The 20596-nt window shown below is 68.4% G+C and carries 23 protein-coding genes; 4 read left to right on the top strand and 19 right to left on the bottom strand.

Features of this window, described 5'->3' with window-relative positions; translation table 11 throughout:
• Nucleotides 1–145: 145 nt before the first annotated feature.
• The 10 genes from ZRA01_RS10535 to ZRA01_RS10490 all read right to left on the bottom strand — a co-directional run bounded on the left by ZRA01_RS10535 (nt 146) and on the right by ZRA01_RS10490 (nt 8428).
• The gene (locus ZRA01_RS10535) at nt 146–904 is read right to left on the bottom strand and encodes a GNAT family N-acetyltransferase (RefSeq protein ID WP_141351923.1); all 759 of its coding nucleotides are present in this window, start codon (nt 902–904) and stop codon (nt 146–148) included.
• Between the two features lie 132 nt (nt 905–1036).
• Nucleotides 1037–1492 (bottom strand): outer membrane lipoprotein, encoded by a 456-nt coding sequence (locus ZRA01_RS10530; protein WP_141351921.1) that lies wholly within the window; start codon nt 1490–1492, stop codon nt 1037–1039.
• Between the two features lie 11 nt (nt 1493–1503).
• Complete coding sequence (locus ZRA01_RS10525; RefSeq protein ID WP_141351920.1) at nt 1504–2439, bottom strand: carbohydrate kinase family protein; 936 nt, start codon at nt 2437–2439, stop codon at nt 1504–1506.
• Nucleotides 2440–2461: 22 nt separating this feature from the next.
• Complete coding sequence (locus ZRA01_RS10520) at nt 2462–3898, bottom strand: DUF3426 domain-containing protein (RefSeq protein ID WP_141351918.1); 1437 nt, start codon at nt 3896–3898, stop codon at nt 2462–2464.
• Entirely contained in the window at nt 3895–4797 is a 903-nt protein-coding gene (gene prmA / locus ZRA01_RS10515; protein ID WP_141351917.1) for a 50S ribosomal protein L11 methyltransferase, read from the bottom strand. Before prmA ends, ZRA01_RS10520 begins: the two co-directional genes overlap by 4 nt.
• Nucleotides 4797–6158, bottom strand: a complete 1362-nt coding sequence (gene accC / locus ZRA01_RS10510) for an acetyl-CoA carboxylase biotin carboxylase subunit (protein WP_141351947.1) — start codon at nt 6156–6158, stop codon at nt 4797–4799. Before accC ends, prmA begins: the two co-directional genes overlap by 1 nt.
• A gap of 9 nt (nt 6159–6167) precedes the next feature.
• Nucleotides 6168–6623, bottom strand: a complete 456-nt coding sequence (accB, locus tag ZRA01_RS10505; protein WP_141351915.1) for an acetyl-CoA carboxylase biotin carboxyl carrier protein — start codon at nt 6621–6623, stop codon at nt 6168–6170.
• Nucleotides 6624–6680: 57 nt separating this feature from the next.
• Nucleotides 6681–7178, bottom strand: coding sequence for a type II 3-dehydroquinate dehydratase (gene aroQ / locus ZRA01_RS10500; RefSeq protein ID WP_141351913.1), 498 nt, complete (start codon nt 7176–7178; stop codon nt 6681–6683).
• A gap of 60 nt (nt 7179–7238) precedes the next feature.
• Nucleotides 7239–7802, bottom strand: a complete 564-nt coding sequence (locus ZRA01_RS10495) for a TlpA family protein disulfide reductase (RefSeq protein WP_141351911.1) — start codon at nt 7800–7802, stop codon at nt 7239–7241.
• Nucleotides 7799–8428: a hypothetical protein gene (locus ZRA01_RS10490; RefSeq protein WP_141351909.1), complete on the bottom strand. Its 630-nt coding sequence runs from the start codon at nt 8426–8428 to the stop codon at nt 7799–7801. The genes ZRA01_RS10495 and ZRA01_RS10490 overlap by 4 nt, the downstream gene beginning before the upstream one ends.
• Nucleotides 8429–8515: 87 nt before the next feature.
• Between ZRA01_RS10490 and mpl the strand changes: the two genes are divergently transcribed.
• A complete protein-coding gene (gene mpl, locus ZRA01_RS10485; protein WP_141351907.1) occupies nt 8516–9862 on the top strand; it encodes a UDP-N-acetylmuramate:L-alanyl-gamma-D-glutamyl-meso-diaminopimelate ligase in 1347 nt (448 codons plus the stop codon).
• 8 nt (nt 9863–9870) lie between these two features.
• Entirely contained in the window at nt 9871–10392 is a 522-nt protein-coding gene (locus tag ZRA01_RS10480; protein ID WP_141351905.1) for a GNAT family N-acetyltransferase, read from the top strand.
• Between the two features lie 24 nt (nt 10393–10416).
• Here ZRA01_RS10480 and ZRA01_RS10475 read toward each other — a convergent pair whose 3' ends face one another.
• From ZRA01_RS10475 to ZRA01_RS10460, 4 genes are read right to left on the bottom strand one after another with little or no spacing between them, the layout of a single operon-like run.
• Nucleotides 10417–11454: a COX15/CtaA family protein gene (locus tag ZRA01_RS10475; protein WP_141351902.1), complete on the bottom strand. Its 1038-nt coding sequence runs from the start codon at nt 11452–11454 to the stop codon at nt 10417–10419.
• The gene (gene cyoE, locus ZRA01_RS10470) at nt 11451–12350 is read right to left on the bottom strand and encodes a heme o synthase (RefSeq protein ID WP_141351900.1); all 900 of its coding nucleotides are present in this window, start codon (nt 12348–12350) and stop codon (nt 11451–11453) included. Before cyoE ends, ZRA01_RS10475 begins: the two co-directional genes overlap by 4 nt.
• A 26-nt stretch (nt 12351–12376) precedes the next feature.
• A complete protein-coding gene (locus ZRA01_RS10465) occupies nt 12377–12928 on the bottom strand; it encodes an SCO family protein (RefSeq protein ID WP_141351898.1) in 552 nt (183 codons plus the stop codon).
• Nucleotides 12925–13716 carry an SURF1 family protein gene (locus ZRA01_RS10460; RefSeq protein WP_246093632.1) on the bottom strand — a complete coding sequence of 264 codons (792 nt, stop codon included), beginning with the start codon at nt 13714–13716 and terminating at the stop codon, nt 12925–12927. Before ZRA01_RS10460 ends, ZRA01_RS10465 begins: the two co-directional genes overlap by 4 nt.
• Between ZRA01_RS10460 and ZRA01_RS10455 the strand changes: the two genes are divergently transcribed.
• Nucleotides 13688–13882 carry a twin transmembrane helix small protein gene (locus ZRA01_RS10455; RefSeq protein ID WP_170182941.1) on the top strand — a complete coding sequence of 65 codons (195 nt, stop codon included), beginning with the start codon at nt 13688–13690 and terminating at the stop codon, nt 13880–13882. The genes ZRA01_RS10460 and ZRA01_RS10455 overlap by 29 nt on opposite strands.
• Here the strand turns inward: ZRA01_RS10455 and ZRA01_RS10450 are convergent.
• The 4 genes from ZRA01_RS10450 to coxB form a co-directional block, all read right to left on the bottom strand.
• Nucleotides 13870–14736, bottom strand: coding sequence for a cytochrome c oxidase subunit 3 (locus ZRA01_RS10450; protein WP_141351893.1), 867 nt, complete (start codon nt 14734–14736; stop codon nt 13870–13872). The genes ZRA01_RS10455 and ZRA01_RS10450 overlap by 13 nt on opposite strands.
• A gap of 10 nt (nt 14737–14746) precedes the next feature.
• Nucleotides 14747–15304 (bottom strand): cytochrome c oxidase assembly protein, encoded by a 558-nt coding sequence (locus ZRA01_RS10445; protein WP_141351891.1) that lies wholly within the window; start codon nt 15302–15304, stop codon nt 14747–14749.
• A 139-nt stretch (nt 15305–15443) separates the two neighbouring features.
• A complete protein-coding gene (gene ctaD / locus ZRA01_RS10440) occupies nt 15444–17045 on the bottom strand; it encodes a cytochrome c oxidase subunit I (protein WP_141351889.1) in 1602 nt (533 codons plus the stop codon).
• 76 nt (nt 17046–17121) lie between these two features.
• Entirely contained in the window at nt 17122–18321 is a 1200-nt protein-coding gene (gene coxB / locus ZRA01_RS10435; protein ID WP_246093631.1) for a cytochrome c oxidase subunit II, read from the bottom strand.
• 576 nt (nt 18322–18897) lie between these two features.
• Between coxB and ZRA01_RS10430 the strand changes: the two genes are divergently transcribed.
• Nucleotides 18898–19491 (top strand): SCO family protein, encoded by a 594-nt coding sequence (locus ZRA01_RS10430; protein ID WP_141351888.1) that lies wholly within the window; start codon nt 18898–18900, stop codon nt 19489–19491.
• 63 nt (nt 19492–19554) lie between these two features.
• Here the strand turns inward: ZRA01_RS10430 and rpoH are convergent, their stop codons facing one another.
• On the bottom strand, nt 19555–20409 hold the full coding sequence (gene rpoH / locus ZRA01_RS10425) for an RNA polymerase sigma factor RpoH (protein WP_141351886.1): 855 nt from the start codon (nt 20407–20409) through the stop codon (nt 19555–19557).
• Nucleotides 20410–20596: the final 187 nt, after the last annotated feature.

Below are 20596 nucleotides of genomic sequence, written 5' to 3'. Positions count from 1 at the left end.
GACCAGCGCTGCCTGAGGCGGATCTGCCGTGCGGGGCGGAGGAACGGAAAGCCAATGGCCGCGATCGCCGTGCCGCGCAGCAGATGTGCGGCGAGGCGGGCGTAGCGGAGCAGGCGGACGGCGGTTGGGGTGGGGCTGGCGGGTTTCAGTCCTTGCGTCCCATGAAATGTTTGGCGTAGCGGGCATCGAGCCGGGAAACCGGCAGCAGCACCGGCAGGTCGGCCGTGTTGAAGTCGGGGTCCCAGGCCGGCTCGCCGCAGATCCAGGCGCCGGCCCGCAGGTAGCCCTTGATGAGCGGCGGCGTGTCGGCCTCGATGTCCTGGCGCAGGGCCTGCAGGGGCAGCGGCGTGCGCGGGAAGACCCGGTACTCGAGCGGGCACAGATGCTCGTCCTTGAGCCGATTATACAGACTGGCCGCGGTGTGCCCGCCGTCGGCCATGCTCACCGAAGCGCAGCCGATCAGGTAGTCGTACTTGTTCTCGAGCATGTAGCGGGCGAGGCCGGACCACAGCAGGGTGATCACCGCGCCGGAGCGGTAATCGGCGTCGATGCAGGAGCGGCCGATCTCCACCATGCGGCTCTTCAGGTGGCGCAGGCGGGTGATGTCGAACTCGGTCTCGGAGTAGTAGTTGCCCACTTCGCGGGCGGCGCTCGGCGAGAGGATGCGGTAGGTGCCGACGATGCGCCCGGCGTCTTCGTCGCGCACGATGAGGTGTTCGCAGAAGGCGTCGTAGAGGTCGCGGTCAACCCCCGGGCTGCGCGTGGTCAGGCGGGCGCCCATCTCGTCGGCGAAGACCCGGTAGCGCAGCTTCTGGGCTTCCAGCACTTCGGTCTGGCTGGTGGCGAGGCCGACGTGCAGGTTGCGGCCGGGGCGCTGGGCGCTTTGTTGTTGCTTTTGCAGCATGGCGAGAATCCTCGTGGGGTTTTCGCGCATTGTGGGAATGCTGCATTGCACGGCCTTGAAGGCGGCGTTACCGGCATATGAACGTAACAAAGGGGGCCGCAGCCCCCTTTGTCTTGCTCAGGCAGACCGGCTTCAGCGGGTGACGCGGGTGGTGCCGCCGTCCTGCAGCAGGCGGACGCGCTCGCCCGGCTGGAAGTTCTCACCGCCGTCTTCCTGGGTGACCGCCAGCAGCTCGCCGTTGTCCATCTTGAGGGTGACCTCGACGCCCTGCTTGCGGGTGACGCCCTCTTCGGCGGCCGCACCGGCCAGGCCGCCCGCCACCGCGCCGATGACGGCGGCGATGGCTGCGCCCTTGCCCTGGCCGACGGTGCTGCCGGCGATGCCGCCGATCGCCGCGCCGCCCAGGCTGCCCACCGGCGACTTGGTGCCTTCGAGCTTGACCGGGCGCACGCTCTCGACGACGCCCATCCGTACGCTGATCACCCGGCGGGCCTCGGCGCGCTGGTAGTCGCCGCCGCCGAGGCCGCTGGCGCAGCCGGCGAGGGTGACGGTGGCAAGCAGGGCGATGGTCAGATTGAGGATTCGCATGGTTTTTCCTTTCACCAAAGTGTGGCGCCGAAGGCTGCGCGATAGGCCTCGGCGATGTCGTCACGGCTGGGGGTGTGGTTCTGCCCGCCGCGGCTGGCGATCTTGATGGCGCCCATCAGGGAGGCGAGGCGGCCAGTCTGGTCCCAGTCCATTCCGTTGTCGATACCGTACAGCAGACCCGCCCGGTAGGCATCGCCGCAGCCGGTCGGGTCCTGGACCGCGGTGGGGCTGGCCGTCGGGATGTCGATGCGGCGGCCGCCGGTGTGGATCTCGGAGCCCTCGCCGCCGCGGGTGACGATCAGCGCCTTCACCTCGGTGGCCAGGGATTCGATGCTGCGCCCCGTGCGGTCGCACAGCAGGCGGGCTTCGTAGTCGTTGACCGTACAGTAGTCGGCCAGTTGCAGGCAGGCCAGCAGTTCGTCGCCGTTGAACATCGGCAGGCCCTGGCCCGGGTCGAAGATGAAGGGGATGCCGGCCTCGGCGAACTGGCGGGTGTGCTCGAGCATGCCGTCGCGGCCGTCGGGCGACACGATGCCTAGGCGCACGCCGCTGGCGTCGCCCACCTTGTTGAGGTGGGACATCATCATCGCGCCCGGGTGGAAGGCGGTGATCTGGTTGTCGTCGAGGTCGGTGGTGATGAAGGCCTGGGCGGTGAAGCTGCCCGGCACGGTGGTGACGTGGCTGCGGGGCAGGCCGAGGCGGTCGAGGCGCTCGAGGTAGGGCGCCGCGTCGTCGCCGACGGTGGCCATGATCAGCGGCGCGCCGCCCAGCAGCTTGAGGCTGTAGGCGATGTTGCCGGCGCAGCCGCCGAACTCGCGCCGCATCTCGGGCACGAAGAACGAGACGTTCAGGATGTGGAGCTGCTCGGGCAGGATGTGATTGCGGAAGCGGTCATGGAACACCATGATCGAATCGAAGGCGATGGAGCCGCAGATGAGCGTGGACATTGGCGTGGCGTTCTGGAAGGGGTCAGGGATAGAAGACCCACACACGGTATCCGGCGGCAGCCACCATCGGCGCCTCGAAGGCGACCTGGGCGGCGATCTCCCGGTGGGCCGGGAAGGCGTCTTTGGGGGCGTCGGCGGGCAGCCACTGGGCGGGCTCCAGCACGCGCCGGACGAGGGCCTTGTCGCGGGCGTCGGTGAGGGTGACTTCGAGGTGGGGGTGGGCCTGGGCGAACTCTGCGCGGTTGCGCAGGGTGACGTGGAGCGTGAAGAAGGCTTCGCGGCTCGCATCGGGCTGGATGTCGGAGCTTTCGATGGCGATCAGCGTGGCGTCACGGGGCAGTGGCAGGTCGCAGCCGATGCCGGCGCACAGGTTCTCCATGAGGGGCCGCATGTGGGGCGAGGACTGGACGATCTGGTTGCGGAAGACCAGTACGCCCTGGGCCAGCAGCGCGAGGGCCAGCAGCGTGGCGCCGGCAGCCCATGCCGCCTGGCGCAGCATGCCTGAGGGCTTTTCTTCGGTGGCTTCGGCTTCGGTTTCGTTGTCGTCGATCGCGGCCTGGCTTGGCCAGGCGTCGGGGCTTTCGTCTTCGTCCTTGCGGGGGGGCGGGGCGGTGAGCGGCGCTGCGAACGGGGCCGTGTCGATGGCTTCCGGTGTCGGGGCGCTGCCGGTGTCACCGCTGTCCTGGCGATGCAGCAGGGAGTCGAAGTCGAGGGGGGCCGCGGTTGGCTCGGCCTTGAGCTCGAGTTCGGAGGCGTCGGGCCACTCGGGCCGGAACGGCGGCGCAAACGGCGGGCCGGCTTCGATGTGGAGCGAGGCGGTGTCGGACTCGGTGTCGGCTTCGGGATCGGTGGCTGGCGGGAGCTCGATCGCGAGTTCGCCCTCGGGCGCGTCGTCGGAGGGCCTTGCCGCTTGCGTTTCGGCGGGCTCGTCGGGCGGCGGGAGTTCGCCGACCTCGATCTCGACGGCCGGCCACTCGGCGGCGAGTTCGACCTCGCCGTGGGGCTCGATGCGTTCGGCGTCGGATGGGAGGGCCTCGTCCGGGGGCGGGAGTTCGAAGTCTGCAGAGCCCGGCTCCATGGCTTCGTCGGGGCCGGGGGCCGCAGGAGGGGCCTCGTCGAACACGAAGTCCGGGGACTCGAGGGGCGCCTCAGGCTCCGGGCGGGCGTCCTGGACGGTTTCTGCAGGCGCTTCGTCGGGGGAGGGCTCGATGGGCGGGAAGGGCTCGGTCTCGGTCTTCTCTTCGAGAACGAAGAGTGGCGCCGCCGGGCTCTTGGCGGGGGGTGGCTCGGCGTGGGCCAGCGCCAGAGCCTCGTCGGCCGAGCCTTCGTCGACGAGGGTTTCGAGGGCGTTGAAGGCGTGCTGGCAATGGCCGCAGCGCACCCGCCCCTGGCGGGCGCGCAGCTGCTCCGGGCGCACCCGGAAGGTGGTGGCGCACGCGGGGCAGCGGGCCAGGATCATGGCACGGCCGGTGCCGGGTGCTCGCCTTCGAGGCGGACCCAGCCTTCGTGGGTCGCGCCGACGCGCAGGGCAATGTAGGGTGCGTAGGCGGCGATGACCTCGGCGGCCTGGGCTTCGAGCACGCCGGAGAGGGCGAGCTTGCCGCCGGGGGCGACCCGGGCGGCGAGCAGCGGCGCGAGCATCTTGAGCGGGTTGGTCAGGATGTTGGCCACGACCCGCTGGAAGGTGCCGTCGAGCGGCTTGGCCGAAACCTGCAGGTGCAGGCTGACGCCGTTGTTGGCGGCGTTGTCGGCGGCGGTGGAGACGGCTTTCTCGTCGATGTCGACGCCGGTGACCTCACCCGCCCCGAGCTTCACCGCGGCGATCGCCAGGATGCCGGAGCCGCAGCCGTAGTCGAGCACCGAGACGCCCGGCGTGACGACCTCGGTGAGCCATTCGAGGCACAGCCGGGTGGTGGGGTGGGAGCCGGTGCCGAAGGCCATGCCGGGGTCGAGGACGAGGTTGATCGCGCTGGCGTCGGGGGCGGTGTGCCAGGTGGGCACGATCCAGAGCCGGTCGGTGATGCGGATCGGGTCGAACTGGCTCTGGGTGAGTTGCACCCAGTTCTGCTCCTCGACTTCCTCGATGGTGAAGGGCGGCACGGCAGCCAGGCCGGCCGCGGCGGAGGCGGTGGCTAGGGCCTGGGCCAGGTCGATGTCGGTGTCGAAGAGGGCGACGACGCGGCTGTGGTCCCACAGGCTGGCCGGGTGCATGCCCGGCTCGCCGAACTGGGGTTTTTCGGCGTCGGTGCCGGCGTCGGCGTCGTCGATGCTGACCGACAGGGCGCCGTGCTCCATCAGCGCTTCGGAGAGGGCTTCGGCGCGCGTCGCGTCAGCTTGCAGGATGACGGAGATCCACATCAGTTTTTATTGACCTCGTTGCGCCCGGCCAGCTTGTGCTCGAGGTAATGGATGCTGGTGCCACCTTCGACGAAGCGGGCGTCAAGCATCAGTTCCTGGTGCAGCGGGATGTTGGTCTTGATGCCCTCGACGAGCATCTCGGACAGGGCGATGCGCATGCGGCGGATGGCCTGGTCGCGGGTGTCACCGTAGGCGATCAGCTTGCCGATCATCGAGTCGTAGTGCTGGGGCACCGTGTAGCCGTTGTACACGTGGGAGTCGACGCGGATGCCGGGGCCGCCGGGGACATGCCAGTTGCCGATCTTGCCCGGGCAGGGGGTGAACTTGAACGGGTCTTCGGCGTTGATGCGGCACTCAACCGCGTGGCCGCGGAACTCGATGTCTTTTTGCCGGTAGCGCAGCTTCTGGCCGGCGGCGACGCGGATCTGTTCCTGGACGATGTCGACGCCGGTGATGAGCTCGGTGACCGGGTGCTCGACCTGGACCCGGGTGTTCATCTCGATGAAGTAGAACTCGCCGTTCTCGTAGAGGAACTCGAAGGTGCCGGCGCCCCGGTAGCCGATCTTGCGGCAGGCCTCGGCGCAGCGTTCGCCGATGCGCAGGATGTGGCGACGCTCGATGCCGGGCGCGGGGGCTTCCTCGATGACCTTCTGGTGGCGGCGCTGCATGGAGCAGTCGCGCTCGCCCAGGTGGATGGCGTTGCCGTGCTGGTCGGCGAGGATCTGGATTTCCACGTGGCGCGGGTTTTCCAGGAACTTCTCCATGTAAACCATGGGGTTGCCGAAGAAGGCGCCGGCCTCGGAGCGGGTGGTGGTGACGGCGTTGAGCAGCGCGGCCTCGGTGTGCACCACGCGCATGCCGCGCCCGCCGCCGCCGCCAGCCGCCTTGATGATCACCGGGTAGCCGATGGCGCGGGCGATCTTGACGATCTCTTTCGGGTCGTCCGGCAGGGCGCCTTCGGAGCCCGGCACGCAGGGCACGCCGGCAGCCTTCATGGCGTCCTTGGCGGAGACCTTGTCGCCCATCAGGCGGATGGTCTCGGCGCGGGGGCCAATGAACACGAAGCCGGACTGCTCGACCCGCTCGGCGAAGTCGGCGTTCTCGGACAGGAAGCCGTAGCCCGGGTGGATGGCCTCGGCGTCGGTGACCTCGGCGGCGGAGATCAGCGCGGGGATGTTGAGGTAGCTCAGGGTCGAGGAGGCCGGCCCGATGCAGACGGATTCGTCGGCCAGCTTCACGTACTTGGCTTCGGCGTCCGGCTCGGAGTGCACGGCGACCGTCTTGATGCCCAGCTCACGGCAGGCGCGCAGCACCCGCAGGGCGATTTCGCCGCGGTTGGCGATGAGGATCTTCTCGAACATGGCCATGGGTCAGCCGATGATGAAGAGGGGCTCGCCGTATTCGAGCGGCTCACCGTTTTCCACCAGGATCGCCTTGATGGTGCCGGCGGCATCGGCTTCGATCTCGTTCATGAGCTTCATGGCTTCGATGATGCACAGGATGTCGCCCACGGCGACGGTCTGGCCGACTTCGACGATGGGCTTGGCGCCCGGGGCGCTGGCCCGGTAGAAGGTGCCGACCATCGGCGACTTGACCACGTGGCCGTCGGGCAGGGTGGGCTCGCTGGCGGCGGGGGCAACGGCGGCCGGCGCAGCAGCGGCCGGGGCTGCGTGCATGACCGGGGCCTGGGGGGCGTAGCTCATCGGTGCCGGGCCGGTGGAGTGTTTGGCGATGCGCACCTTTTCTTCGCCTTCGGTGACTTCGAGTTCGGAGATGCCGGATTCCTGAACCAGGTCGATCAGTTTCTTGAGTTTGCGAAGGTCCATAGTGTTCCCCTTGATATGTATGGCGGCCGCTCGGGCGAGGGGCCGCGGATGTCTGTGTCAGGCGCCGGAGGCGCGGAGGCGGGCGAGGGCGAACTCGAGGGCGAGTTGATAGCCCTGGGCGCCCAGCCCGGAGATCACTCCGACAGCCTTGTCGGAGAAATAGGAATGCTTGCGGAAGGGCTCGCGGGCGTGGATGTTGGCCAGATGCACCTCGACGAAGGGAATCCCGACTTCGCAGAGGGCGTCGCGCAGCGCGACGCTGGTGTGGGTGTAGCCCGCCGGGTTGATGATGATGAAGTCGGCACCCTCGCTGCCGGCGGCCTGAACCCGGTCGATGAGCTCGCCTTCGTGGTTGCTCTGGAAGGATTCGAGCAGCACCCCGTCGGCCCGGGCCCGGCTCTCCATGGCGCCGTGGACGTCGGCGAGCGTGAGCTGCTCGCCGGAGATGGGGTCCCGGCTGCTGAGGAGGTTGAGGTTAGGCCCATGCAGAACCAGTACGCGACGCTGCGGCAGGCTCTCGGTGCGGGCTTCCTGGGTGCGAGTTTTCCGCGTCATGTGTGCAAGTTTGCCGCAATTCGGCGCAAATTGTCCACCGCGAGGGCGCCTGTCAGGGCCTCACGGGCGAGTCAGGCGGCCCAATGTGGTGTCGAGATCGTCTTCGGACAGCATGCCCACCTTTACGCGGCTGATCACGCCTGTTTTGTCGACGATCACGGTAAATGGCAGCCCCTGGGCGGCATTGCCCAGGCTTTCGGTGAGCTGCACGACGGAGGGCTCTGCGATCAGCAGGGGGTAGTCGACCCGGTGCTCGCGCTGGAAGTCGCGCACATTGGTGGGCGTGTCGATGCTGATGCCGACAAATTGCACGCCTTTGTCCCGGTATTTGCCGCTCATGGCCGAAAAGGCCGGGATCTCCTTGCGGCACGGGGGGCACCAGGTGGCCCAGAAGTTGAGCACCAGGATCTTGCCCTTCCATTGGGCCAGGGGCTGCCGGGTGCCGCTCGTGTCGGCGAGCTCGAGGCCCAGCAGAGTGTTGAGCGCTGCGTGCTGAGCCTGGGTGGCGGTGGCGGGGGCGGCGCTCGGGGCGGTGGCTGCCTGCTGGCGGGCGGTGTACATGCCGGCGGCGGCCGCGGCGAGGGCTGCGACGAGCGCCAGGATGATGGGGAGCTTGTTCTTCATGGCTGGATGTCAATGCTTTCGGCGGGGCCCTGCTTGATGAGGGTTTCCACGGTGGCGAGGCGGGCCCGTTCCATCTGCCGTGCGCCGTGGGGGCCGCGGCGGGTGAGGCGCTCGACGTCGGGCGAATAGATGCGCAGCTTGACCGGCACGTCGCCCCAGTCGAAGACGAGGATCGCCTCGGGGGCGTCGGGCTGATTGCGGCGCGGCTCCCGGTGCTCGTAGTTGACCGCGTGGTTGAGGAAGAAGATCTCGACTTCCTTGGCGCTTTCGGGAAACAGATCGATCTCTACTTCGGCGTAGCGCCCGGCGGTGCCTTCGAGCACGGCGCCGGTGAGGTAGGGGCGGAAGGCTTCAAGTTCGCGCATGATCTCGGCCGCGGCAACGCGCATGAACTGCTGACGTTCGAGGTGTTCCTCGTCCTGAAAAACCGACAGGTAGGTGCGGACTTCGGCGTCTATCTCGGCGTTGTTGGGGAGTTCGTCGGCGTTCACGGCGCCCAGCTGGCGGGCGGCCTTGCGCTTGGCAAAACCGTAATCGGAGATGCCATCTTCGGCGATCATGCGGGCCGCCAGGGCGGCGATCTCACGGCGCAGGTTGCTGCGGTGTGGAACGGCAGGGCGCGTCATGGGCGGTCGGAGCTCCCCGTTCGATTAGAATGGCGCCCATTCTACACACGACTGTTGCGGCGCTGTTTTCGCCGCGCTTGGGATCTCATGCACATTCATATTCTCGGGATTTGCGGCACCTTCATGGGTGGCGTGGCATTGCTGGCGCGGGCTGCCGGCCACAAGGTGACGGGCTGCGACGCCAATGTCTATCCGCCCATGAGCACCCAGCTCGAGGAGCAGGGCATCGGTCTCGTCGAGGGTTACGGGGTTGAGCAGCTGGGGCTGAAGCCCGACGTGTTTGTCGTCGGCAATGCGATCTCCCGCGGCAATCCGCTCCTCGAGGCGATCCTCGATCAGGGTCTGCCTTATGTGTCGGGCCCCCAGTGGCTAGCCGAGAACGTGCTGCAGGGGCGTTGGGTGCTGGCCGTCGCGGGCACCCACGGCAAGACGACGACCACCTCGCTGCTGGCCTGGATCCTCGAAGATGCCGGCCTGAAGCCGGGTTTTCTGGTCGGCGGCGTGCCCAAGAACTTTGGCGTGTCGGCGCGGCTCGGTGAGACGCCGTTCTTCGTGATCGAGGCCGACGAGTACGACACGGCCTTCTGCGACAAGCGCTCCAAGTTTGTCCATTACCGCCCGCGCACCGCGATCCTCAACAACCTGGAGTTCGATCACGCCGATATCTTCGCCGATTTGCCGGCGATCGAGACGCAATTCCACCATCTGGTACGCATCGTGCCGAAATCGGGGCGGATCGTCGCCAACGCCGAGGAGGAATCGCTGCAGCGGGTGATTGGCCGCGGCTGCTGGTCGGAGCTGGAGTGGTTCAACGATGCGGCCGGCTGGTCGGTGGCCGAGGGGGCGAGTGAAGATGAAGTGGTGCTGCGCTTCGAGGGCCGGGAAATCGGCCGTCGCCGTCTGCCCCTGTCGGGCCGCCACAACCGGGCCAACGCGCTGGCGGCCATCGCCGCGGCGCGCCACGTGGGGGTGACGCCCGAGGTGGCGCTGGACGCGCTGACCCGCTTCGAGGGCGTCAAGCGCCGGCTCGAGCTGCGCGGCACGGTGCGCGGCGTGGCGGTGTTCGATGACTTCGCCCACCACCCGACCGCGATCACCCTGACCGTCGAGGGCCTGCGCCGGCAGGTGGGCGAGGCGCGCATCCTGGCGGTGCTGGAGCCGCGCTCCAACACCATGAAGCTCGGCGTGATGAAGGATCAGCTGGCTGCCAGCCTCACCCAGGCCGACAAGGTCTTCTGCTACGCCGCCAACCTGGGCTGGGACGCCCGCGGCGCGCTGGCGCCGATCGCCGCCAAAACGGTGGTCGAGGACGACCTGGACGCGCTGGTGGCGGCCATCGTCGCCGAAGCCCGCGACGGCGACCGCATCCTGGTGATGAGCAACGGCGGCTTCGGCGGCATCCACGGCAAGCTGCTGGCCGCGCTGGCGGGCTGAGCGGCGCGATGGAGATCGCGCTGCGCCTGGCCACCAGCGGCGACGCGGAGGCGATCGCCGGCCTGGTGAATCGCGCCTATCGCCCGGGCAGCGGGCTGCGCGGCTGGACCCACGAGGCGGAGCTGGTGGCCGGCGCGCGGGCTTCGGGCGAGATGGTGCGGGCTTTGCTGCGGCCGGGGTCGGCGGTGCTGGTGCTGTGTCGGGGCGACGGCATCGTTGCCTGCGTGCATGTCGAGGCCATCCACCTGGAGCGCGCAGCCTACATCGGGATGCTCGCCACCGAGCCGGCCGAGCAGGCCGGCGGGCTCGGCAAGCGGATGCTGGCCTCGGCCGAGCGTTACGCGGCGGACGAGCTGGGCGCGCGGGTGTTCCGCATGTCGGTGCTGGTGTCGCGCACCGAACTGATCGCGTTTTACCTTCGGCGTGGTTACCTGCGTTCGGGGCGGCTCGAGGGCTTTCCTGACGATGCCGGCGCCGGCGTGCCACGGGTGCCCGGCCTGCAGCTGGAGACCCTCGTCAAGGAGGCCTGAGCGGCTGCCCCACAGCTCCACCCCTCAGCGCACCGCCTCGAAGCGCCTTGGGAAGCCCGCCGCTGGAATCCGGCCGCGGGCTTCGCTGCATTGGAAGACCCGGGCGCAGGCCGCCAGCACCGCGCACAGCAGGAGCGCAGCCCCCGTGTTGTGGGCGACCGCCAGCGGCAGGGGCAGCTGCAGCAGTACGTTGGCGATGCCAAGGCTGATCTGCCCGGCCAGGGCTGCCAGCACCACCAGGCCATGGCCGCTCAGGCGGCGCTGGCCGAGCAGCTGGATACCGAAGCTGCCGACCACCACCAGCACCACACAGGCGAACAGGCGGTGCGCCCAGTGGATGGCGGTTAGCGCGGCGGCGGGCAGTAGGGCGCCGCTGGCGGTGGCGCCGAGCTCACGGTCGAGGGTGAAGGCGTGGTGGACATCCATGGTGGGCCACCAGCTGCCCTGGCAGGTGGGAAAGTCGGCGCAGATCGCCGCAGCGTAGTTGCTGCTGACCCAGCCGCCGAGGGCGATCTGCACCACCACCGTCGCCAGGGCCGTCCCGGCCAGCAGGCGCAGCGGGGCGGAGACGGCCGGTGCCGGTCCGGCCGGCCGTTGCCGCCGCCATAGCAGCACCAGCAGGGCCAGGGTTGTCATGCCGCCCAGCAGGTGGCTGGTGACGATGAGGGGTTTGAGCAGCCGGGTGACGGTGAGCATGCCCAGCAGGGCCTGGGCGCTGACCACCGCCAGCAGGCCGAGCTCCAGCCAAGGGCTGCGGTGGGCCCGCTGGCGCCAGGCCATCACGGCGAGAGCGGCGATCACCAGGCCGAGGGCGCCGGCGGCGTAGCGGTGGATCATCTCCTTCCAGGCCTTGGGGGCTTCCACCGGCTTGCCCGGAAAGGCGGCCTGGGCGGCGGCGATCTCGTGGGCCTGGTCCGGCACGCCGACCAGGTGGCCGTAGCAGCCGGGCCAGTCGGGGCAACCGAGCCCGGCATCCGACAGGCGCACCCAGGCGCCCAGGGAGACGACGACCAGCGCCAGGGCGAGGGCAGCCGCGGTCAGGCGGCGATGGGTGCGGATCATGCCAGCCGGTCCAGGAAGAGGGCCGCGAAGAGGCCGGTGAGGTAGATCAGCGAGTAGCGGAAGGCGTGGCGGGCGCGGGTGTCGGAATAATCGCGCCACAACCGCCAGGCCTCGCGCAGGTAGCCCAGGTTGAGCAGGCTGACCAGGCCGACGTAAACGCCGCCCGACAGGCCCAGCGTGGCGGGCAGGTAGGACACGGCGGCCAGCAGCACGGTGTAGAGCAGGATGTGCAGGCAGGTGAGTGGCACGCCGTGGCTCACCGGCAGCATGGGCAGGCCGGCGCGGGCGTATTCGTCGCGCCGGTAGCAGGCCAGCGCCCAGAAGTGGGGTGGCGTCCATAAAAAGATGATGAGGAACAGGGCCAGGGCCGGCAGGCCGATGCTGTCGGTCATCGCTGCCCAGCCGAGCACCGGCGGCATCGCCCCCGAGGCGCCGCCGATGACGATGTTCATGGGCGTGGCGGGCTTGAGGATGACGGTGTAGACGATGGCATAGCCCAGGAAGGTGGCCAGCGTGAGCCACATGGTGAGCGGATTGACCGCCATGTGCAGCAGCCACAGCCCGGCGCCGCCGGTGAGGCAGGCAAGGCCGAGGGTCTCGGCGGGGCTGATCAGGCCCAGGGGCAGCGGGCGGGCGCGGGTGCGGGCCATGCGGGCGTCGATCGTGCGTTCGACCAGACAGTTGATCGCCGCCGCTGCGCCGGCCACCAGGGCGATGCCAACGGTGGCGGCCAGCATCAGGCCGGCGGGCGGCCAGCCGGGCTGGGCGAGGAACATGCCGATCACCGCGGTGAACACGATCAGGCTGTTCACCCGCGGCTTGCACTGGGTGACGAAGGCGGACAGGCGCAGGCCCAGGGGCGCACGCAGGGCGGTGGGGCGGAGGGTCGTCGGCATCGGGGTCTCCGGGCGTTGTTGCGGGCTCAGCCGGCCCAGGCGTAGCGGAGCAGGCGTTCCATGTCTTTGAGGATGCCGCGCGGGTCGGCGTCGGGGGCGTAGCGGAGGATGATCCGGCCGGCCGGGTCGAGCACATACACACGGTGCCCGGCCTGGCCGAGGTCGAAGGCGCGGCGGGCGGCGTCGCTGGTGGCGACGGCGGTGTGAAGGTCGGGCTGGAGGGCCAGCAGCGGGGCGTCGTCGGGCGGGCGCTGGTCGGACAGCCAGGCGCGCTGCACGCGGGGCATCTGCTTGTAGAGGGCCACGTGGATCTGGCGGGTGGCTACCACCCACCGCCGGCAGGCGGCGTCGCAGGGGCCACTGCCGGCGACGACCAGGCTCCAGTGGCCGTCGAACTCGGCCTGGGGGATGGGCTGGCCGCTGGCGTCGGCGAGGGGCGGCAGGGCACGCGGCGGGTCAAGGAGCTCGCCGTAGGCGCCGCCGGCCGGCCGCCAGCCCCAGGCATACAGGCCACCGCCCACCGCGAAGGGCAGCACGAGCAGCGCGAGCACCAGCAGCAGCGGGCGGTAGCGGCTCATGCGGGGCGCCTCCAGGCCAGCGCCAGCCAGATCAGCACGGCCGAGGCGGCGAAGCCGTACCACTGCAGCGCGTAGGAGAGGTGGCGCTCCTTGCGATCGTCCGGCCGCGGCCAGTCGCGCACGAAGCCGGCGGGGGCGTCGGCGGCCAGCTGCAGCACCACGGGCTGCACTGGGTAGCCGGCGAGGCGGGAGAAGCGGGCCAGGTCGAGGTTCTGCCAGACCGGCTGCCAGCCGCTGTCGGCCTCGTTGCCAAGGGTGAAGAAGCGGCTGCCGGGCACCACCGCGACGCCGTGGAGTTCGACTGTGCCGGCGGGTGTGGCGACGGCCGGCACGTCGCTGTGGCGGGCGAGGGCCGGAACCCAGCCGCGGTTGACCAGCACCCGCATCTCGCTGCCTGCGATGCGTAGCGGTGTGACGACGTGGTAGCCGGCCTGCTCGCGGTGGATGCGGTTATCCACCAGAAACTGCCGCCCGGCTTCGAAGTGGCCGCGGGCCACCACCGGCCGGGCGCGCAGGGTTTCGGCGCTCACCGGTGCGCCGCCGAGGGCGATCGGGGCGTCGGCCGCGCGGCGGTCGAGCTGGGCCTGGGCTGCCTCCTTGCGTTCGAACTTGGCGTACTGCCAGTTGCCGAGCGCGATGCAGCCGCCGGCCACCACCAGCGCCACCACGGCGCCCGCCAGCGAGGGGCGGAAGCGCCGGCCGCTTGTGGCGTGCCGGAGGCGGGCGCACAATCGGCCGACCATGTTCGGGGAGCGGGCGGTGCTGTTCAAGTTGGCGGTGGTGCTCATGCTGGTGCTGGTGTTGGTCAGTCTCTTTTCGGGGCTGTTCTTTTTGTATCGGGACAAGGGCGACGGCGAGCGGGTGCTGCGGGCGCTGACGCTGCGGGTGTCCTTGTCGCTGGTGCTGTTCGTGGGCCTGCTGCTGGCCTGGCGTTTCGGGGGCTACAGCCAGTAAACCACCACGAAGAGCAGCAGCCACACCACGTCCACGAAGTGCCAGTACCAGGCCACCGCCTCGAAGGCGAAGTGGCGTTTTGCATCGAAATGCCCGGCCAGGCAGCGCCCTGCCACCACTGCCAGCATGATCGTGCCCAGCGCTACATGGAAACCGTGGAAGCCGGTGAGCATGAAGAAGGTGGCGCCATACACGCCGGCGCCCATCGTGAGGCCGAGCTCGGTGTAGGCGTGGTGGTATTCGTAGGCCTGGAAACCCAGGAAGACGACCCCCAGCAGCACCGTCAGGATGAGCCCCAGGTTGAGTTGGGCGCGCCGCCCTTTCATCAGCCCCCAGTGGGCCCAGGTGAGCGTGACGCCGGAGCTCAGCAGCAGCGCGGTGTTGATGGCCGGAATGCCCCAGGCGCCCATCGGCGTGAAGCTGGCGCCCTTGGGGCCGGCGCTGGGCCAGGCAACGGTGAAGTCCTTGTAAAGCGTGAAGGCCGGGTCCATGCCGGCCAGCGCGGGCACAGAGATGTGGCGGCAGTAAAAGAGGGCGGCAAAGAAGGCGGCGAAGAACATCACCTCCGAGCCGATGAACCACACCATGCCCTGGCGGAAGGATTGGTCCTCCCAGCCGGTGTAGTCGCCGCGCTGGTTTTCGGCGATCACCGCGCCGAACCAGCGGTACAGCACGAAGCCGATCACCCCGGCGCCGGCCGCCATCACCCATGGCCCCGGTGCGAACTTGTTCATCTGCAGGATGAAGCCCAGGGCCAGCAGGAACATGCCCCCCGACAGAAAGAAGGGGTAGAGGCTGGGCTGGGGCACGTAGTAGTGCCCGGTGTGGGGGGCGGAGGCGTGGGCGCTGTTCAAGACGGACTCCTCAGGCAGGGTCTTTCGGCGCCAGGAAGAAGGCGTAGGCCAGCGTGAGTTCGCTGATCTCGTCGCCGATGTCGCCGTCTATGATGAAGGTCAGCGCCATCTCGCGGCTTTCGCCGGGCGCCAGGGTCTGCTGGGTGAAGCAGAAGCAGTCGAGCTTGCGAAAGTGGCGGGCCGCCACGGTGGGCGAGACGCTGGGCACGGCCTGGCCGACGATGGTCTGGTCGGAGAGGTTGCGCACCAGGAAGCGGGTGGTGCGCAGCTCGCCCGGGTGCAGCTCGATGGCGGGCTCGAGGGGGCGGATCTCCCAGGGTAGCCCGGGCATCAGGGTGGCGGTGAACTGCACGCCCAGCTTGCGGCTGTAATTGATGGCGCTGGGCGGGGCATCCTTGGCGGCGAGGGCGTCCTTGAGCGTCTTGCCGTTGAAGCCGACGGCTTCGCAGAAGGTGTCGTAGAGCGGCACCAGCGCAAAACCGAAGGCAAAGAAGAAGCCCGCCAGCACGATCAGCCGCGCCACCAGCCGGCCATGCCGGCGGGGCGGGGGTAGGGAGGCGCCCTGCATGGCAGCTAGCGTTCGATGAAGAAGCCGACCACATACAGCCCGACCGCCAGGATGCCGAGCACCCAGGCGAAGCGGGTGGATGCCTTGCGGCGCTGGGCGAGATCGGTTTCGGTGAGATGCATGGTGGCGATCCTCCGGATCAATCCTTGATGACGGGTTGGGTTTCCCACGAATGGTGGGGCGGCGGCGAGCTGAGCTCCCATTCGAGGCCGTGGGTGCCTTCCCACACGCCGTTGCTGGCTTTTTCGCCCCCCTTGATGCAGCGCCAGATGTTGTAGGCGAACAGCAGCTGCGAGAGGCCCAGCACGAAGGAACCGACGGTGGAGATGGCGTTGAACTCGGCAAACTGCAGCGCGTAGTCGGGGATGCGCCGCGGCATGCCGGCGAGGCCCAGGAAGAACTGGGGCATGAAGGTGAGGTTGAAGCTGATCACCGTGAGCCAGAAGTGCAGCTTGCCGAGCCGCTCGCTGTACATGTGGCCCGTCCATTTGGGCAGCCAGTAGTAAACGCCGGTCATCACCCCCATGATGCCGCCGGCGAACAGCGCGTAATGGAAGTGGGCGACCACGAAGTAGCTGTGGTGATACTGGGCGTCGGCTGCCACGTCGGCCAGCACCAGCCCGGTGAGGCCGGCGATGCCGAACAGCACGATGAAGCCGACCGCGAACAGCATCGGCGTCTCGAAGCTCATGGCGCCGCGCCACATGGTGGCGATCCAGCAGAAGAACAGCACCGCCAGCGGCAGCGAGATCGACATGGTGCTGTACATGAAATACAGCAGCGCCGGCACCGGCAGGCCGGCAGTCATGAAGTGGTGGCCCCACACCACCAGCCCGAGCACGCCGATGGCGACGAAGGACCACACCTGGCCGGTGTGGCCATACACCGGCTTGCGGCTGAAGGTGGACAGCACGTGGGGCATCAACCCCCACACCGGCAGCAGCAGGATGTACACCTCGGGGTGGCCGAAGAACCAGAACAGGTGCTGGAAGAGGATCGGGTCGCCACCGCCGGCGGCGTCGAAGAAGTGGGTGCCGAAGTGGCGGTCGGTGAGCAGCATCGTCACCCCGCCGGCCAGCACCGGCAGGGTGACGATCAAGAGCACCGCGGTCACCAGCCAGCCCCAGCAGAAGAGCGGCATCTTCATCAGCGTCATGCCCGGGGCACGCATGTTGAGGATGGTGGCGATGATGTTGATCGAGCCCATGATCGAGCTGATGCCGAGGATGTGGATCGCGAAGATCGCAAAGTCCACACCGATGCCGCCCTGCACCGACAGCGGCGCGTAGAGCGTCCAGCCGGTGGCCACCGCGCCGTCGCCGATGCCGAACAGGGCCAGCACAAAAGGCAGCGTGAGCAGGATCGCCGCCGGCGGCAGCAGCCAGAAACCCCAGTTGTTGAGACGCGGCAGGGCCATGTCGGGGGCGCCTATCATCAGCGGGATCATCCAGTTGGCGAAGCCGGTGGCGGCCGGCATGAGCGCCGCGAAGATCATCACCAGCGCGTGCACGCCGATCAGCTGGTTGAAGAACTCCGGCTTCATGAGCTGCAGCCCGGGCTGGAAGAGCTCGGCCCGCACCGCCAGGATCATCGCGCCGCCGACGAAGAACATCAGCAGCGAGAAGCTGAGGTACATCGTGCCGATGTCCTTGTGGTTGGTGGTGGTGAGCCAGCGCAGCAGGCCGCCCGGCTGATGGGCGTGGCCGCCGTGGCCGTCGAGGGTGTGGGTGGCGGTGTTCATCGGCGGCTCCTCTGGGGGAATGCCTGGGCGGCGGCCGGGCTGGGGCGCCGGCTGGAATCGGCTGCGGCGTGGGGGCTCATCGCAGGGCCTTGATCTGGGCGGGCTGGATCATGTCGCCCTTGTTGTTGCCGAAGGCGTTGCGCTCGTAGGTGATGATGGCGGCCAGGTCGGCATCGGACAGCGTCGCCTTGAAGGCCTGCATCGCGGTGCCGGCCTTGCCGTTGAGCACGCGGTCGACGTGGCTGTCGGGGATCAGCCGGCCTTCAGGCGAGAGCAGCGGGCCGGTGACGATCTTGCTGCCCGCCAGGGCCGGGAAGGCCGGCGGGATGCCCTGGCCTTCGGGCTGGTGGCAGGCGGCGCAGTTTTTCTCGTAGGCGGCCTTGCCGGCGGCCATCAGCTCGTCCTTGCTCCAGGCCTTGTCGCTGCCGGCCGCTGCGGCGGCCATCTCGGCCTTCTTGCCGGCGACCCAGGCGGCGTATTCGGGCTCGGGCACCGCCCGCACGACCACTGGCATGAAGCCGTGGTCCTTGCCGCACAGCTCGGCGCACTGGCCGCGATAGACGCCGGGCTCCTCGATGCGGACCCAGGTTTCGCGCAGGAAGCCGGGGATCGCGTCGCGTTTCACGCCGAACTGGGGCACCCACCAGGTGTGGATCACGTCGGTGGAGGTGAGCAGGATGCGCACCTTGCGGCCCACCGGCAGCACCACTTCGTTGTCGACCTCCAGCAGGTAGTTTTCGCCCTTGGCCGCCTGGCCCTCGATCTGCTCGCGGGGCGTGGACAGGGCGCTCACGAAGCCGATGCCGGAGTCGGGGTATTCGTACTTCCATTTCCACTGCAGGCCGGTGACCTTGAGCACCATGTCGGCCTTGGTGCGGGTGTCTTCCATCTCGATCACCGCGTGGAAGGCCGGGATGCCCATCAGCACGAAGTCGATGAAGAGCAGGATCGCGAAGGGCACCAGTACCCAGAACCACTGCAGCGCGCCGGTTGGCCCGCTGAAGCCGGCCGGCTGGGCGCCCACGCTCTTGCGGTGGCGGATCATCGAATACAGCATGATGGCGAACACCACCACGAACAGCACGGTGATCACCACCATGAACTGGTTGTGCATCGACAGGGTGTCGCGGCCGATGGGGGTGACGGGCTTGGGGAAGTTCCAGGTGTAATCGGCCAGGGCGGCGCTGGCACCCAGGGTCAGGCCGGTGCCGAGTGCCAGGCGGGAAAAGGAGGCGGAGCTTGAGGCGTTCCGGCGGCTGGGGTTGAGTATCGTCAAGGCTCCACCTCTCCCTTTTCCGGGATGATCAACGGGCTTGCTGCTGTGGCCGGCTAGTCGGGTCAGATGCAAGCCGGCGGTGCTGCCGGGGTGTCATCAGACGCGTGCTGCGGCGCTTGCCGCGGGCCCGGGCAAGCCGAATGCCTGGTCGGGCCTCGGCGCCCGGCCGGGTGGCGGCGACGGCCAGCTGAACGTCTTGACGCGGATCGACGGGCAGCGCGCTGGCGCAGCCTGTGGAGTGCAAGGAAAAGAGGGGCGAGAAAAAGAAGAGCAAATCCAGGGCCGGCGGAGGACTGCGCCAGCCAGGCAAGTGCCAGCGCAAAGCCCGCGGCCAGCGCCGCACATGCCAGCGCCCGGTTGGCGCCGGGCGCTGGTGTGCAGTCTGGGCGTGTTGCCCCTTGATGCCCTTCCACCGTCTTCATTGCGGTGCTAGCCATGGCGTCTCCTCCAGGCCCTGCCTGCGACTATTTGACGCAGATCAAATTGTGGCTTCAGTGTAGCATCGGCGGCAGGTTTTGCACTGCACTGAATGTGCTTTTAAGCGCTTGAAAATAAAAGGGGTTTTCAATGATTTCAATGCTGCGACGCAGCATCCTTGCTCCGGTGCTGATCAGCTTGCTGGCAGCCTGCTCTCCCGGCGGCGGGAGCGGGGCCAGCTTCGTCAATACCGACATCACCGGCGCGAGCTACGGCAAGGATTTCCGCCTCACCGACCACACCGGCGCGGCACGCAGCCTGGCCGACTATCGGGGCAAGGTCGTCACGCTGTTTTTTGGCTACGTGCAGTGCCCCGACGTGTGCCCGACCAACCTGCTCAACATGGTCGAGGTCATGAAGCAGCTCGGCCCGGATGCCGACAAGGTGCAGGTGCTGTTCATGACCATCGACCCGGAGCGCGATACCCAGGCCCTGCTGGCAGAATATGTGCCGGCCTTCGATCCGCGCTTCATCGGGCTCCATGCCGACCTGCCCACGACCCAGGCGGTGGCCAAGGATTTCAAGGTCTTCTACCAGAAGCAGGGCGACGTTAAGGGCACGGCGTACACGGTGGATCATTCCACCGGCACCTACGTGTTCGACCCCCAGGGGCGGCTGCGGCTGTATGTGAAGCACGGGGAGAAGCCCGATCTGATCGCCGCCGACATCCGCAAGCTGATCGCCGGGCAGTAGGCCTGGAGGCATAAAAAAGGGGCAGCCCGCGAAGGCTCCCCCTTTGTGTCGTGCTGGTACCGATCAGGCCAGTTCGGCGAGCTGGCTGCGCATCTTCTGCATCGCCTTGGCTTCGATCTGGCGGATGCGTTCGGCCGACACGCCGTATTCGGCGGCCAGCTCGTGCAGCGTGGCGGCTTCGCCGTCGGCCAGCCAGCGGCGCTGGACGATGGTGCGGCTGCGGTCGTCGAGCTTGGCCAGCGCGGTGTGCAGGCCTTCGTCCTGCAGGTGCGCGTACTGGCGCTGGGCGATCACCTCGGACGGCTCGGCGTGGGGGTCGGCCAGGTAGGCGATGGGGGCGAAGCGCTCCTCGTCGTCGTCCGGGCCGGCTTCGAGGGCCACGTCGCCGCCCGACAGGCGGGTTTCCATCTCGCGGACTTCTTCGGGTTTGACGCCGAGGTGCTCCGCCATGGCGATGACCTCATCGCCCTGCAGCGTGTTGCTGCTGCGCCGCATGCTGCGCAGATTGAAGAAAAGCTTGCGCTGGGCCTTGGTGGTGGCGATCTTGACCAGCCGCCAGTTCTTGACGATGTACTCGTGGATCTCGGCCTTGATCCAGTGGATCGCGAACGACACCAAGCGCACGCCCCGGTCGGGGTCGAAACGCTTGACGGCCTTCATCAGGCCTACGTTGCCTTCCTGGATGAGGTCGGAGTGGGGGAGCCCGTAACCCAGGTATCCACGTGCAATGGCCACCACCACCCGCAGATGGGACAGCACGAGCTTGCGCGCCGCTTCCACATCGCCCTCGTCCCTCAGGCTGCGGGCGAGATCGGATTCTTCCTTCTCGGTCAGCAGGGGGATGCGATTCACGCTCTGGATGTATTGATCCAGGCTGCCGACCGCGGACGGAACAGGAAACGTCAAGGCATGGGACATATAGCTAAACCTCCTTAAGCCAATATTAGCACTCCCAGCCTGTGAGTGCTAAGGGGCTGATTGGTTCCACGGCGGCTGCGTGAATGGTCGCACGGCGGGCAATCTGCACGGCCCGGGTAAAGCCTGCGCGCAGCTTGTCGATAAGTAGCGTAATGCAGTGAAAGCGAGAGGCCCGCAGGGCCGCGCA

The sequence above is a fragment of the Zoogloea ramigera genome, assembly GCF_006539865.1.
Taxonomy (GTDB): Bacteria; Pseudomonadota; Gammaproteobacteria; order Burkholderiales; family Rhodocyclaceae; genus Zoogloea; species Zoogloea ramigera.
The sequence above is the reverse complement of the archived record's forward strand: the minus strand, read 5'-3'. Positions and strand labels throughout refer to the sequence as shown.

What these genes read in the sequence shown, in the direction of transcription:
- ZRA01_RS10535 (WP_141351923.1), bottom strand. Translation starts at nt 904, where the DNA reads ATGCTGCAAAAGCAACAACAAAGCGCCCAGCGCCCCGGCCGCAACCTG.
- ZRA01_RS10530 (WP_141351921.1), bottom strand. Translation starts at nt 1,492, where the DNA reads ATGCGAATCCTCAATCTGACCATCGCCCTGCTTGCCACCGTCACCCTC.
- ZRA01_RS10525 (WP_141351920.1), bottom strand. Translation starts at nt 2,439, where the DNA reads ATGTCCACGCTCATCTGCGGCTCCATCGCCTTCGATTCGATCATGGTG.
- ZRA01_RS10520 (WP_141351918.1), bottom strand. Translation starts at nt 3,898, where the DNA reads ATGATCCTGGCCCGCTGCCCCGCGTGCGCCACCACCTTCCGGGTGCGC.
- prmA (WP_141351917.1), bottom strand. Translation starts at nt 4,797, where the DNA reads ATGTGGATCTCCGTCATCCTGCAAGCTGACGCGACGCGCGCCGAAGCC.
- accC (WP_141351947.1), bottom strand. Translation starts at nt 6,158, where the DNA reads ATGTTCGAGAAGATCCTCATCGCCAACCGCGGCGAAATCGCCCTGCGG.
- accB (WP_141351915.1), bottom strand. Translation starts at nt 6,623, where the DNA reads ATGGACCTTCGCAAACTCAAGAAACTGATCGACCTGGTTCAGGAATCC.
- aroQ (WP_141351913.1), bottom strand. Translation starts at nt 7,178, where the DNA reads ATGACGCGGAAAACTCGCACCCAGGAAGCCCGCACCGAGAGCCTGCCG.
- ZRA01_RS10495 (WP_141351911.1), bottom strand. Translation starts at nt 7,802, where the DNA reads ATGAAGAACAAGCTCCCCATCATCCTGGCGCTCGTCGCAGCCCTCGCC.
- ZRA01_RS10490 (WP_141351909.1), bottom strand. Translation starts at nt 8,428, where the DNA reads ATGACGCGCCCTGCCGTTCCACACCGCAGCAACCTGCGCCGTGAGATC.
- mpl (WP_141351907.1), top strand. Translation starts at nt 8,516, where the DNA reads ATGCACATTCATATTCTCGGGATTTGCGGCACCTTCATGGGTGGCGTG.
- ZRA01_RS10480 (WP_141351905.1), top strand. Translation starts at nt 9,871, where the DNA reads ATGGAGATCGCGCTGCGCCTGGCCACCAGCGGCGACGCGGAGGCGATC.
- ZRA01_RS10475 (WP_141351902.1), bottom strand. Translation starts at nt 11,454, where the DNA reads ATGATCCGCACCCATCGCCGCCTGACCGCGGCTGCCCTCGCCCTGGCG.
- cyoE (WP_141351900.1), bottom strand. Translation starts at nt 12,350, where the DNA reads ATGCCGACGACCCTCCGCCCCACCGCCCTGCGTGCGCCCCTGGGCCTG.
- ZRA01_RS10465 (WP_141351898.1), bottom strand. Translation starts at nt 12,928, where the DNA reads ATGAGCCGCTACCGCCCGCTGCTGCTGGTGCTCGCGCTGCTCGTGCTG.
- ZRA01_RS10460 (WP_246093632.1), bottom strand. Translation starts at nt 13,716, where the DNA reads ATGAGCACCACCGCCAACTTGAACAGCACCGCCCGCTCCCCGAACATG.
- ZRA01_RS10445 (WP_141351891.1), bottom strand. Translation starts at nt 15,304, where the DNA reads ATGCAGGGCGCCTCCCTACCCCCGCCCCGCCGGCATGGCCGGCTGGTG.
- ctaD (WP_141351889.1), bottom strand. Translation starts at nt 17,045, where the DNA reads ATGAACACCGCCACCCACACCCTCGACGGCCACGGCGGCCACGCCCAT.
- ZRA01_RS10430 (WP_141351888.1), top strand. Translation starts at nt 18,898, where the DNA reads ATGCTGCGACGCAGCATCCTTGCTCCGGTGCTGATCAGCTTGCTGGCA.
- rpoH (WP_141351886.1), bottom strand. Translation starts at nt 20,409, where the DNA reads ATGTCCCATGCCTTGACGTTTCCTGTTCCGTCCGCGGTCGGCAGCCTG.